Here is a 12,447-nt window from a genome sequence, read left to right as displayed (position 1 = left end):
GACGTCAGGTCCGCCCTTTTCAACCCCTAGAGGAGCCCGTCATGGCCCAGTTCGAACCCGGTCATCTACACATTGAGCGCCATGCACTGACGAAGGACGACGTCAGTTACAATCTCCATATCGATTACGAAGTCGCCACGGATCCGAGCAAAGGCAAAGGCATTCAGTTCACGATGCATGGCTCGATTCAAGGCAAAGACTTGAAGGAGCCCTTCTTCCTGCCCAAGGAGGAAGCCTATAACTTCGCCAGCAACGTGACAAAAATCGCTGAGAAGTACGGTATTCCCAAACACCTGAGCAACATCGGCTCTGTGCACAAGCACTACGACCTGATGTTCGAAGACATCCGCACACAGCTGAACATGAAATCCGGCGACCCCATCAAGCCAGAACATTTCGAGTAACCACTCGGACCTCATCGCGGGGTAAACCCGCTCCCACAGTGGGAGCGGGCTTGCCCCGCGATTTAAGGCATACTTGCCGTCTTCGGCAGCCTTGAACCCGTTTCCCCATGCGCATCCACGTCAGCTTCATCGACCGCGTCGGTATCACCCAGGAAGTACTGGCCCTGCTCGGTGCCCGCAACCTCAACCTGGACGCCGTGGAGATGGTGCCGCCCAACGTTTACATCGACGCCCCGACCCTCAGCCCGCACGTCCTCGAAGAGCTGCACGATGCCCTGTTGAACGTGCACGGGGTGCAATCGGTGCGGGTCGTCGACATCCTTCCCGGCCAGCGCCGCCACCTGCAGCTCGATGCCCTGCTCGCCGCCATGAGCGACCCGGTGTTAGCCCTGGACAGCGCCGGTCACGTACTGCTGGCCAACCCGGCACTGGTGGCCCTGTGCGGTCAGGAGCCCTCGGATCGCTCGGTGGTCGATCTGTTTGACGACCCCAGTCTGCTCGAGGCGCTGATCGAACAGGGTTTCCGCCTGCCCATGCGCGAAGTGGTGCTCAACGGCCAGACCCTGTTGCTCGATGCCACCCCGATCACCAACGCCGGTGCCCTGTTGACCCTGTACCAGCCCAACCGCATCGGTGAACGGCTGTCGGCCTTGCACCACGATCACGCCGAAGGCTTCGATGCCCTGCTTGGCGACTCGCCGCCGATCCGCACCCTCAAGGCCCGCGCCCTGCGCGTGGCGGCCCTCGATGCGCCGTTGCTGATCCATGGTGAAACCGGTACCGGCAAAGAGCTGGTAGCCCGCGCCTGCCACGCCATCAGCAGCCGTCACAGTGCGCCGTTCCTGGCGCTGAACTGCGCAGCGCTGCCGGAAAACCTCGCCGAGAGCGAACTGTTCGGCTATGCCCCTGGCGCCTTCACCGGCGCCCAGCGCGGCGGTAAACCAGGCCTGATGGAACTGGCCAACCAGGGCACGGTGTTCCTCGACGAGATCGGTGAAATGTCGCCGTACCTGCAGGCCAAGCTCCTGCGGTTTCTCAACGACGGCAGCTTTCGCCGGGTCGGTGGCGATCGCGAAGTAAAGGTCAATGTGCGGATCCTCAGCGCCACGCACCGCGACCTGGAGAAAATGGTCGCCGATGGCAGCTTTCGCGAAGATCTGTTCTACCGCCTGAACGTACTCAACCTGCAAGTGCCGCCGCTACGCGAACGCGGCCAGGACATCCTGCTGCTGGCCGGCTACTTCATGCAGCAGGCCTGCACCCAGATCCAGCGCCCGCTGTGCCGCCTGGCCCCGGGCACGTATGCGGCGCTGCTCGGCAACCGCTGGCCCGGCAATGTGCGCCAGCTGCAGAACGTGATCTTCCGCGCGGCAGCCATTTGCGAAAGCAGCCTGGTCGACATCGGCGATCTGGACATCGCCGGCACCTCGGTAGCCCGCGAACAGAGTGGCGATGTGGATAGCCTGGAGCAGGCGGTGGAAGATTTCGAACGTACCCTGCTGGAAAAGCTTTACATCACCTACCCCTCTACCCGCCAATTGGCCAACCGCCTGCAGACTTCGCACACGGCCATCGCACACCGCCTGCGCAAATACGGGATCCCGGCCAAGTCCTGAAAGCGATCCACACCTGTACTGAAATCGATACAGCGTAACGATTTCAGTACAGGCCAGTGCGAGCGCTGTGCTGCAAGGTTTTGATCCCCTTGATGTTTTTTTCTTGCCCTCAGGTGTATCGATTTCGCTACACCGATGATTTTTTATTGCCACGCACAAAATCTATCTTATTGATTTATATGAATTTTTTATAAATGGCCGCGAAATTGCTAAGGAACTCCTCATTATCAGTGCTCAGTGCCGAACCTGAGCCACGCCTACCCTTGAGGAGTTTCCATGAGCGAGTTGCGTTTTACCGAAGATCACGAATGGCTGCGTACTGAAGCTGACGGCAGCGTCACCGTCGGGATTACCGCCTTCGCTCAGAACGCCCTGGGCGACGTGGTTTATGTGCAACTGCCGGAGCTGCAGAGCTACGAAAAGGGCGCCGAAGCGTCGACCGTTGAATCGGTAAAAGCTGCCAGCGGCGTCTACATGCCGCTGACCGGTGAAGTGGTCGCGGTCAACGACAAACTCGAAGGCAACCCTGAACTGGTCAACGAAGATCCGCTGGGCGAAGGCTGGTTCTTCCGCTTCATCCCGGCCGATGCAGGTGCCGTTGCGCAACTGCTCGACCAGGATGCCTACGACCGCCTGATCAAAGCCAACGCTGACGCCTGAGGATTCGCCATGACCATCAACCTCGGCACTGCCAACGAATTCATCGCCCGTCATATCGGCCCGCGCCAGGCTGACGAGCAGCAAATGCTTGCCACCCTGGGTTTCGACTCCCTGGAAGCCATGAGCGCCGCCGTCATCCCTGACAGCATCAAGGGCACCAGCGTGCTGGAACTGGGCGAAGGGCAAAGCGAAGCCGACGCCCTGGCGTCGCTCAAGGCCATCGCCGGCAACAACCAGCTGTTCAAGAGCTTCATCGGCCAGGGTTACTACAACTGCCATACCCCGGCACCGATCCTGCGCAACCTGCTGGAAAACCCGGCCTGGTACACCGCCTACACCCCGTACCAGCCAGAGATTTCCCAGGGCCGCCTGGAAGCACTGCTCAACTTCCAGACCCTGATCAGCGACCTCACCGGCCTGCCGATCGCCAACGCCTCGCTGCTCGACGAAGCCACCGCCGCCGCCGAAGCCATGACCTTCTGCAAACGCCTGAGCAAGAACAAGAGCAGCCACGCCTTCTTCGCCTCCGTGCATTGCCACCCGCAAACCCTCGACGTATTGCGTACCCGTGCCGAGCCGCTGGGGATCGAAGTGGTGGTCGGTGACGAGCGCGAACTCGATGATGTCAGCGCCTTCTTTGGCGCCCTGCTGCAATACCCGGCCAGCAATGGTGAAGTGTTCGACTACAGCGAACTGGTCGCGCGCTTGCACGCTGCCAACGCCCTGGTCGCCGTTGCCGCCGATCTGCTGGCCCTGACCCTGCTGACCCCGCCCGGCGAGTTCGGTGCCGACGTCGCCATCGGTAGCGCCCAGCGCTTCGGTGTACCGCTGGGCTTCGGTGGCCCGCACGCGGCCTACTTCTCCACCCGCGATGCGTTCAAGCGTGACATGCCTGGCCGCCTGGTCGGCGTGTCCATCGACCGCTTCGGCAAGACAGCCCTGCGCCTGGCCATGCAGACCCGCGAGCAACATATCCGTCGCGAGAAAGCCACCAGCAACATCTGCACCGCGCAAGTACTGCTGGCCAACATCGCCAGCATGTACGCCGTCTACCACGGTCCGCAGGGCCTGAAGCAGATCGCCCAGCGCACTCACGCCCTGACCGCGATCCTCGCTGCCGGCCTCAAGCAACTCGGCGTCAGCGTCGAAACCGCAGCGTTCTTCGACACCCTGACCCTGGCCACCGGCGACGCTACCGCGAGCCTGCACGACAAGGCCCGGTCCCAGCGCCTGAACCTGCGCCAGATCGACGCCCAGCGCCTGGGTCTGTCGCTGGATGAAACCAGCACCCAGGCTGACGTCGAAGCGCTGTGGCAACTGTTTGCCGACGGTAAAGCCGTGCCTGCATTCAGCACCCTGGCTGCCAGCGTTCAGGTCCAGCTGCCTGCCGCCCTGCTGCGCCAGTCGGCGATCCTCGAGCACCCGGTGTTCAACCGCTACCACAGCGAAACCGAGCTGATGCGCTACCTGCGCCGTCTGGCCGACAAGGACCTGGCGCTGGACCGCACCATGATCCCGCTGGGTTCGTGCACCATGAAGCTCAACGCCGCCAGCGAAATGATTCCGGTGACCTGGGCCGAATTCGGCAACCTGCACCCGTTCGCACCTGCCGCACAGAGCCAGGGCTACCAGCAACTGACCGACGAGCTGGAGGCCATGCTCTGCGCCGCCACCGGCTATGACGCCGTGTCGCTGCAGCCCAACGCCGGTTCCCAGGGCGAGTACGCAGGTCTGCTGGCCATCCGCGCCTACCACCAGAGCCGTGGCGACGCCCGCCGCGACATCTGCCTGATCCCGTCCTCGGCCCACGGTACCAACCCGGCTACCGCCCATATGGCCGGTATGCGCGTGGTGGTGACCGCCTGCGACGCCCGTGGCAACGTCGATATCGACGACCTGCGCGCCAAGGCCATCGAGCACCGCGAACACCTCGCGGCGCTGATGATTACCTACCCGTCGACCCATGGCGTGTTCGAAGAAGCCATCGGCGAAATCTGCGCGATCATCCACGACAACGGCGGCCAGGTGTACATCGACGGCGCCAACATGAACGCCATGGTCGGCCTCTGCGCCCCGGGCAAGTTCGGTGGCGACGTCTCGCACCTGAACCTGCACAAGACCTTCTGCATTCCGCACGGCGGTGGCGGCCCGGGCGTCGGCCCGATCGGTGTCAAATCGCACCTGGCGCCGTTCCTGCCGGGTCATGCGCACATGGAAAACAAACAGGGCGCGGTCTGTGCCGCACCGTTCGGCAGCGCCAGCATCCTGCCGATCACCTGGATGTACATTCGTATGATGGGTGGCGCCGGTCTCAAGCGTGCCTCGCAGATGGCGATCCTCAATGCCAACTACATCGCCCGCCGCCTGGAAGAGCACTATCCTGTGTTGTACACCGGCAGCAATGGCCTGGTGGCACACGAGTGCATCCTTGACCTGCGCCCGCTCAAGGACAGCAGCGGCATCAGCGTCGACGACGTGGCCAAACGCCTGATCGACTTCGGTTTCCACGCCCCGACCATGTCGTTCCCGGTGGCCGGTACGTTGATGATCGAACCGACCGAAAGCGAGTCCAAAGAAGAACTGGATCGCTTCTGCGAGGCGATGATTCGCATCCGCGAAGAGATTCGCGCGGTGGAAAACGGCAGCCTGGACAAGGACGACAACCCGCTGAAAAACGCGCCGCATACGGCCGCTGAAATCGCCGGTGAGTGGAGCCATCCCTACAGCCGCGAACAGGCGGTGTACCCGCTGGCGACGCTGGTGGAAGGCAAATACTGGCCGCCGGTCGGTCGCGTCGACAACGTGTTTGGCGACCGTAACCTGGTGTGCGCCTGCCCGTCGATCGAGAGCTACCAGGACGTCTGAGTCCGGCTTGAGGGCCTCATCGCTGGCAAGGCCAGCTCCCACAGGTTTTGTGAACACTGCAGACCCTGTGGGAGCCGGCATAGCCGGCGATGCTCTTGACCATCAATGAGGGTACGACCATGTCACTAAGCGTCTTCGACCTGTTCAAGATCGGCATCGGCCCCTCCAGTTCCCATACCGTAGGCCCCATGCGCGCCGCTGCGCGTTTTGCTGAAGGCCTGCGTCGCGACGGTCTGCTGGCCGCCACGGTCAGCGTCAAGGCCGAGCTTTATGGCTCGCTTGGTGCCACTGGCAAAGGGCATGGCAGCGACAAGGCTGTGCTTCTGGGCCTTGAGGGCGAGCACCCCGACAGCGTCGACACCGAAAGCATTGCCGCCCGCCTGCACACCATCCGCAGCACTGGACGGCTAAAGTTGCTGGGCGAGCACGACATCGGCTTCGTCGAAAAACAGCACCTGACGATGATTCGCAAGCCTTTGGCCTATCACCCCAACGGCATGATTTTCCGCGCCTTCGACCACGCCGGTCTGCAGATCCGCAGCCGTGAGTACTACTCGGTGGGCGGTGGTTTTGTCGTCGATGAAGATGCCGCCGGTGCCGACCGTATCGTCGAAGACAGTACGGTGCTGCCCTTCCCGTTCAAGACCGCCAAGGAACTGCTCGGCCATTGCGCCGCGCAGAACCAGTCGATCAGCCAGATCATGCTGGCCAATGAAGCGGCCTGGCGCCCGGAAAGCGAAACCCGCAGCGGCTTGCTGCGGATCTGGCAAGTGATGCAGGACTGCGTCGCTGCCGGTTGCCGCAATGAGGGCATCCTGCCGGGCGGGCTCAAGGTCAGACGCCGCGCCGCTGCACTCTATCGCCAGCTGTGCAGCAATCCGGAGGCGAGTTTGCGTGACGCGCTTTCAGTGCTGGACTGGGTCAACCTCTACGCCCTGGCCGTGAATGAAGAAAACGCCTTTGGCGGACGGGTGGTCACCGCCCCCACCAATGGCGCCGCCGGCATCGTCCCGGCTGTGCTGCACTACTACATGCGCTTCATCCCCGGCGCCAACGAAGACGGCGTGGTGCGTTTTCTGCTGACCGCGGCCGCAATCGGCATTCTCTATAAAGAAAACGCCTCGATTTCCGGCGCCGAAGTCGGCTGCCAGGGCGAGGTGGGAGTGGCGTGTTCGATGGCAGCCGGCGCCCTGTGTGAAGTCATGGGCGGCAGCGTGCAGCAGGTCGAGAACGCCGCCGAGATCGGTATGGAACACAACCTCGGCCTGACCTGCGATCCGATCGGCGGGCTGGTTCAGGTGCCGTGCATCGAGCGCAACGCCATGGGCTCGGTCAAGGCCATCAATGCGGTGCGCATGGCCCTGCGTGGCGACGGTCAGCACTTCGTCTCCCTCGACAAGGTGATTCGCACCATGCGCCAGACCGGCGCCGACATGAAAAGCAAATACAAGGAGACCGCCCGCGGCGGTCTGGCCGTCAACATCATCGAATGCTGACACCCTCTAAAGCCCCAAGGAGTCATCAATGTCCACCGAAACACTGCTCAAGACCCCGCTGCACGCCCTGCACCTGGAACTGGGAGCGCGCATGGTGCCGTTCGCCGGCTACGACATGCCGGTCCAGTACCCGCTGGGGGTGATGAAAGAGCATCTGCACAGCCGCGATCAGGCCGGCCTGTTCGACGTCTCGCACATGGGCCAGATCCGCCTGAGCGGTGCCAATGCGGCCAAGGCCCTGGAAACCCTGGTGCCGGTCGACATCATCGACTTGCCAGTGGGCATGCAGCGCTACGCGATGTTCACCAATGAACACGGCGGCATCCTCGACGACCTGATGGTCGCCAACCTGGGTAACGATGAACTGTTCCTGGTGGTCAACGCCGCTTGCAAGGACCAGGACCTGGCCCACCTGCGCAAGCACATCGGCGAGCAGTGCCAGATTCAACCGCTGTTCGAAGAGCGCGCCCTGCTGGCCCTGCAAGGCCCGGCAGCGGTCAAGGTGCTGGAGCGTCTGGCACCTGCCGTTGCACAGATGACCTTCATGCAGTTCCAACCGGTACAACTGCTGGGTGCCGACTGCTATGTGAGCCGCTCGGGCTACACCGGTGAAGACGGCTTCGAGATCTCGGTTCCAGCCGATAAAGCCGAAGAACTCGCTCGCCGCCTGCTGGCCGAACCGGAAGTCGCCGCCATCGGCCTTGGCGCTCGCGACTCGCTGCGCCTGGAAGCCGGCCTGTGCCTGTACGGCCACGACATGAACACACAGACCACACCGATCGAAGCCAGCCTGCTCTGGGCCATCTCCAAAGTGCGTCGTGCCGATGGCGAACGTGCCGGTGGCTTCCCGGGTGCCGCAGCGATCTTTGCCCAGCAGCAATCCGGTGTTGCGCGTAAACGCGTAGGCCTGCTGCCGCAGGAGCGTACCCCGGTACGTGAAGGCGCTGAGATCGTCGACGAAGCAGGCACCGTCATCGGTACTGTTTGCAGCGGTGGCTTCGGACCGAGCCTGAATGCACCGGTGGCAATGGGTTACCTGGATGCAGCCCATACTGCACTGGAAACAGCAGTCTGGGCGATTGTTCGCGGAAAGCGTGTTGCAATGAAAGTCAGCAAGATGCCATTCGTTGCACAGCGCTACTACCGCGGCTGAATCGTTAGTTGAAACTTTGTGTCATGAACGCGTTCGGATTTTCGAATTCGAACGCGTTTTATTACTTTCGAAAAGCGTCGCCGCACGCGCTGGAATGAGCAGGAAAAAATCGACCGAACGGCTGCTAAAAGGTAGAGCCGGAGCGGCTTTGAGGGCTTGTTTTTGCCGACAGAGTTAGCGTAGAGTCACTGCACTGTGTTTGCATGGGTCGCTATGGTTCGTGACCTGGGCAGTAGCGCTGAGATTTGCTACAACCCGTTCGACGTCTCTTACTTTCCTGCAACCCAGCCCAGTACTCTTTCATTTGGAAGAAGCTGTTACTAATTCTAAGTTTCAAAGGAAATAAGACAATGTCCCAACGTCAGAGCGGTACCGTCAAGTGGTTTAACGACGAGAAAGGTTTTGGTTTCATCACTCCAGAAAGCGGTCCGGATCTGTTCGTACACTTCCGCGCTATTCAGGGCAACGGCTTCAAGAGCCTGAAAGAAGGCCAGAAAGTGACCTTCATCGCCGTGCAAGGCCAGAAAGGCATGCAGGCTGACGAAGTTATCGCGGAAGCCTGATTCCCGATATAAAAAGCCCCTGCTGGCAACAGCAGGGGCTTTTTTGTGCCTGTGGGAGCGGGCTTGCCCCGCGATAAGGGCGTGAAAGACAAACCGTGTCACAGGGCAACGACTTGGGCGCGTAATTCCGTAGAATGGCCGTTTTGCCCAAGGAGGGCCCGTGTATGCCCAAGCAGTTGTTGCAGCCCCAGGGCGATTTCCCGGTTGTCGGCTTCGGTCGGCGCCTGGCCGCCATGTTCTACGATTTCCTGTTGTGCACCGCGCTGCTGATCGTTACTGCTGGCGTGTACAAGATGATCCAGATGGCGATCATCGGTGAAGCGCGCATGCGTCAGCTGACCGAAGCCGGCGCCCTGGACGGCGACCCACTGTTATCGACCATTCTGCTGTTCGCTCTGTTTGGCTTCTTCGCCAAGTTCTGGACCCACGGTGGACAGACCCTGGGCATGCAGGTGTGGCGCATTCGCGTACAGAATGCCGATGGCAGCGCTATCAGTCTGTGGCAGGCCCTGCTGCGTTTTGTCGTCGCCATCGCCTCGTGGCTGTGCCTGGGTCTGGGTTTCATCTGGTCGCTGTTCGACAAGCGCCAGCGTGCCTGGCATGACATCTACTCCGATACGCAGTTGGTGCAGTTGCCCAAAGCGAAAAAATAAGCGACACAGAAAGACTCTTCACGGAATCCTTGGAAGGTTGTTGTGGCTGTGAGCTTATCCATTTTGTGTGGCGCCGCTGCCGGCCCCTTCCGCCCTTACGGCGGCCTACTTTTTTCTTGGAAAAAGTAGGCAAAACCGCTCGCTCCTGCATCCGGCCCTACGCTGCGCTCCGGGTCCCCTCGCTACGGCACCTTCCGGGGCCACGCGGCCTACGACTTGCTTCGCCAAGTCTACGGCTCGCGTTCTTCGGCTACGCCGAAGGTGCTGCGCACCGGCCCCTACAGGTACCTACGCTCGGCCTCCTGAAGTCGCAGTCCGCAGCGCCTGAACTTACGCGAATGAAGATCAAGAACGAGAGCGAGAGCGAATCGTTACTTACTTTGCTCGCGGGCTTATCCCGCGATGGCCTCAGACTGGCTGCGCCAGAGTCTGATTTCGAAGATACGCCAGTGCAGGCGCCGCCCGTAACTTTGCGACTTCAGGAGGCCGAGTGGAGGTGTCTGGAGGGGGCTGGTGCGCAGCACCCTTCGGCCTTAGCCGAAGTTCGCGAGCCGTAGACTTGGCGAAGCAAGTCGTAGGCCGCGATGCCCCTGGAAGACACCGTAGCGAGGGGACCCGAAGCGCAGCGTAGGGCCGGATGCAGGAGCCAGCGGTTTTGCCTACTTTTTCCAAGAAAAAGTAGGCCGCCGTAAAGGCGGAAGGGGCCGGCAGCATCGCCACACAAACTGGATAAGCTCGCAGCCTCAACTCCCCAAAAAAAAAGCCGACCCTAAGGTCGGCTTTTTCATGCCCGCAACGTTTAACCCGCGCGCCGCAACATCCACCAGCCAGCCCCGGCACAGATCGCCGCCGGTATCGCCACCGCCAGCAATGGCGGGAAGCCGAACACCTGGCTCGATGGCCCGAGCAAATCCTGGGCGATACGGAACACGAAGCCCACCAGTACGCCGGTAAAGACCCGCTGCCCCAGGGTCACCGAACGCAGCGGACCAAAGATGAACGAGATAGCCATCAGCACCAACGCCGCCGTCACCATCGGCTGCAGGACCTTGGTCCAGAATGCCAGCCAGTAACGGGCGTTGTTCAGACCCTGGTCAGACAGGTAGTGGATGTACTGCCACAGCCCGCTGATCGACAGGGAATCAGGTGCCAACACCACGGTATTGAGCAGTTGCGGCGTGACGGTGACGTCCCAGCGCTCTGCAGGCGCCTTGACCACTTCGGTGTGATCGCCACGGAAATACGTGGTGGTCACGTCACTCAGCTGCCAGTGATCTTCCTGGTACTGGGCACGACGGGCAAAGCTGGAGGTAACCAGGTGACGCTCGTTGTCGAAACGATAGCGGGTCACGCCATACAACAGGCCGTTGGGCTGCACCGAGTTGATGTGCACGAACTCTTCGCCCTGGCGATGCCACATGCCGCGCTTGGAGCTCTGGGCCTCGCCGCTACCCTGAGCCAGCGAACGATCGGCTTGGGCCTTGTTCTCGGTCACAGGTGCCAGGTATTCGCCAATCAGGATACCGGCCAGCATCAGCACCAGCATCGGCTTCATCACCGCCCAGACGATGCGTCCGATCGACACCCCGGCAGCGCGCATGATGGTCAGCTCACTGCTGCTGGCAAGGCTGCCCAGACCGATCAGGCAGCCGATCAGGGCGGCCATCGGCAGCATGTCGTAAAGACGCCGTGGCGCGGTCAGCAAAACGAAATTGCCCGCATCCATCAGGGTATAGCTGTCGCTGATATCGCCCATCTCGTCGATGAAGGCAAACAACGACGCCAGGCCCAGAATGATGCCGAGCACGGCAAGAATGGCCAGCAGTACGCTCTTGCCGATGTAACGGTCGAGCTTAACCATGGGCCACCTCCGCACGACGCGCGGCACGCTTGAGGCGTAGCGGTTCCCAATACATCAGCCCAAGGCCGATGAGCAGGAACAGGCCGTGCACCCACCACATCCCCAGACCGATCGGCAACTTGCCTTTTTCCAGGGCGCCACGTACAGCGATCAGCATGGTCAAGTACGCCATATACAGAAGAATGGCCGGCAGCAGCTTGAGGAAACGGCCTTGACGGGGATTGACCCGTGACAGCGGCACCGCCAGCAGGGTTACCACGAATACCAGCAACGGCAACGACAGGCGCCATTGCAGCTCGGCACGCTCACGGCGGCCATCGCTGCCAAACAGTTCGGAGGTCGGGATAGCCTCGCGATCAGTGACTTCCTCACTGACTTCAGGCTTGGGCAACAGCACGCCATAGGTGTCGTACTTGATCGCGCGGTAATCGGCCTGCCCCGGATTACCGTCATAACGGTAACCGTTCTCCAGAATCAGGTAGCGGTTGCCGTCGGCACCGACTTCCTGACGACCTTTTTCAGCGACCAGCACCGAAGGCGCACGCTCCTTGGACTTGTCCGAGGAGAAACGCTTCTCGGAAATGAACACACCCGCCAGGTTGCCGCGGTCTTCGGACAATTGCTCGGTGTAGGTCACCCGGGAGCCATCGCGCAGGGTCTGGAATCGCCCTGGCACCAGGGTATCAAATTCGGTCAGGGCGTCCTGCTGGTTGATGATCTGCGCTACCTGGGTGACCCCCTGCGGCGCCAGGCCCAGGCTCAACCAGGCGACCAGCAAGGCCACCAGGGCGGCCGGTGCCATGGTCATGCCCAGCAGACGCTGCTGGCTCATGCCGGTGGCCGACAGCACGGTCATCTCGCTCTCCAGGTACAGCCGGCCGTAGGCCAGCAGGATCCCCAGGAACAAGCCCAGCGGCAGGATCAACTGCAGGAACCCCGGCAGGCGATAGCCCATGATCAGAAACAGCACACCCGGGTCGAGTATGCCCTGGGCCGCCTGGGCCAGGTATTTGATGAAGCGCCCGCTCATGATGATCACCAGCAGCACAGCGCTGACGGCACTCAAGGTCACCAGGACCTCGCGGGACAGATATCGGAAGACGATCAAACCAGACACTCCTGGGTTGTCAGGCTCGGACAGCCAAACAAAGAATCCATAACAGCCAAGATAGTTGC

Annotated in this window: 10 protein-coding genes; 8 read left to right on the top strand and 2 right to left on the bottom strand. The window is 61.5% G+C overall.

Annotated features, from left to right (window positions below; all coding sequences use genetic code 11):
• Window positions 1–41 precede the first annotated feature (41 nt).
• From AC07OF_RS03840 to AC07OF_RS03805, 8 genes are all read left to right on the top strand, one after another.
• Window positions 42–404: a DUF5064 family protein gene (locus AC07OF_RS03840; protein ID WP_157193938.1), complete on the top strand. Its 363-nt coding sequence runs from the start codon at window positions 42–44 to the stop codon at window positions 402–404.
• Window positions 405–511: 107 nt separating this feature from the next.
• Entirely contained in the window at window positions 512–2,020 is a 1,509-nt protein-coding gene (gene gcsR, locus AC07OF_RS03835) for a transcriptional regulator GcsR (RefSeq protein WP_157193940.1), read from the top strand.
• Between the two features lie 276 nt (window positions 2,021–2,296).
• Window positions 2,297–2,680, top strand: coding sequence for a glycine cleavage system protein GcvH (gene gcvH / locus AC07OF_RS03830; protein WP_476445954.1), 384 nt, complete (start codon window positions 2,297–2,299; stop codon window positions 2,678–2,680).
• 9 nt (window positions 2,681–2,689) lie between these two features.
• A complete protein-coding gene (gene gcvP, locus AC07OF_RS03825) occupies window positions 2,690–5,545 on the top strand; it encodes an aminomethyl-transferring glycine dehydrogenase (RefSeq protein WP_495072584.1) in 2,856 nt (951 codons plus the stop codon).
• Window positions 5,546–5,664: 119 nt separating this feature from the next.
• Window positions 5,665–7,041 carry an L-serine ammonia-lyase gene (locus AC07OF_RS03820; protein ID WP_157193945.1) on the top strand — a complete coding sequence of 459 codons (1,377 nt, stop codon included), beginning with the start codon at window positions 5,665–5,667 and terminating at the stop codon, window positions 7,039–7,041.
• 28 nt (window positions 7,042–7,069) lie between these two features.
• The gene (gcvT, locus tag AC07OF_RS03815; protein ID WP_157193946.1) at window positions 7,070–8,194 is read left to right on the top strand and encodes a glycine cleavage system aminomethyltransferase GcvT; all 1,125 of its coding nucleotides are present in this window, start codon (window positions 7,070–7,072) and stop codon (window positions 8,192–8,194) included.
• Between the two features lie 350 nt (window positions 8,195–8,544).
• Window positions 8,545–8,757: a cold-shock protein gene (locus tag AC07OF_RS03810; RefSeq protein ID WP_010220199.1), complete on the top strand. Its 213-nt coding sequence runs from the start codon at window positions 8,545–8,547 to the stop codon at window positions 8,755–8,757.
• Window positions 8,758–8,921: 164 nt separating this feature from the next.
• A complete protein-coding gene (locus AC07OF_RS03805) occupies window positions 8,922–9,410 on the top strand; it encodes an RDD family protein (protein WP_157193947.1) in 489 nt (162 codons plus the stop codon).
• Between the two features lie 799 nt (window positions 9,411–10,209).
• Here AC07OF_RS03805 and lptG read toward each other — a convergent pair.
• Complete coding sequence (gene lptG / locus AC07OF_RS03800; RefSeq protein ID WP_157193948.1) at window positions 10,210–11,271, bottom strand: LPS export ABC transporter permease LptG; 1,062 nt, start codon at window positions 11,269–11,271, stop codon at window positions 10,210–10,212.
• Window positions 11,264–12,379: an LPS export ABC transporter permease LptF gene (gene lptF / locus AC07OF_RS03795; protein ID WP_157193949.1), complete on the bottom strand. Its 1,116-nt coding sequence runs from the start codon at window positions 12,377–12,379 to the stop codon at window positions 11,264–11,266. Before lptF ends, lptG begins: the two co-directional genes overlap by 8 nt.
• Between the last annotated feature and the right edge of the window lie 68 nt (window positions 12,380–12,447).

The sequence above is a fragment of the Pseudomonas sp. GW821-FHT10B02 genome (assembly GCF_059415665.1).
Note: the sequence above shows the minus strand (reverse complement) of the source record. Positions and strands in the feature narration are given on the sequence as shown.

Coding starts and splice junctions, on each gene's coding strand:
- AC07OF_RS03810 (WP_010220199.1), top strand. CDS start 8,545: ATGTCCCAACGTCAGAGCGGTACCGTCAAGTGGTTTAACGACGAGAAA.
- AC07OF_RS03840 (WP_157193938.1), top strand. CDS start 42: ATGGCCCAGTTCGAACCCGGTCATCTACACATTGAGCGCCATGCACTG.
- gcvP (WP_495072584.1), top strand. CDS start 2,690: ATGACCATCAACCTCGGCACTGCCAACGAATTCATCGCCCGTCATATC.
- gcsR (WP_157193940.1), top strand. CDS start 512: ATGCGCATCCACGTCAGCTTCATCGACCGCGTCGGTATCACCCAGGAA.
- AC07OF_RS03805 (WP_157193947.1), top strand. CDS start 8,922: ATGCCCAAGCAGTTGTTGCAGCCCCAGGGCGATTTCCCGGTTGTCGGC.
- gcvH (WP_476445954.1), top strand. CDS start 2,297: ATGAGCGAGTTGCGTTTTACCGAAGATCACGAATGGCTGCGTACTGAA.
- gcvT (WP_157193946.1), top strand. CDS start 7,070: ATGTCCACCGAAACACTGCTCAAGACCCCGCTGCACGCCCTGCACCTG.
- AC07OF_RS03820 (WP_157193945.1), top strand. CDS start 5,665: ATGTCACTAAGCGTCTTCGACCTGTTCAAGATCGGCATCGGCCCCTCC.
- lptG (WP_157193948.1), bottom strand. CDS start 11,271: ATGGTTAAGCTCGACCGTTACATCGGCAAGAGCGTACTGCTGGCCATT.